The sequence below is a fragment of the Staphylococcus croceilyticus genome (genome assembly GCF_002902575.1).
In the GTDB taxonomy this organism is placed as follows: Bacteria; Bacillota; Bacilli; order Staphylococcales; family Staphylococcaceae; genus Staphylococcus; species Staphylococcus croceilyticus.
On the sequence record NZ_PPRD01000134.1, the window covers coordinates 1 to 282 of the forward strand.

Below are 282 nucleotides of genomic sequence, written 5' to 3' on the forward strand. Positions count from 1 at the left end.
TATGAATTCAAGCTTATTTAAAACTCTATTCACTCGGTTTTGCTTGGTAAAATCTATTTTACTTACTTATCTAGTTTTCAATGTACAACAAAATTACTTAATGGTGGGCCTGAGTGGACTCGAACCACCGACCTCACGCTTATCAGGCGTGCGCTCTAACCAGCTGAGCTACAGGCCCATTAAATATTAGAATGTAAAATAAACATTCAAAACTGAATACAATATGTCACGTTATTCCATCATCTCTACGAGATGTTCCGAATATATCCTTAGAAAGGAGGT

The 282-nt window shown here is 36.5% G+C and carries 1 tRNA gene; it reads right to left on the reverse strand.

The features are described 5' to 3' along the window. Positions 1-101: 101 nt before the first annotated feature. Positions 102-178: transfer RNA gene (locus CD128_RS11370), tRNA-Ile, on the reverse strand. Between the last annotated feature and the right edge of the window lie 104 nt (positions 179-282).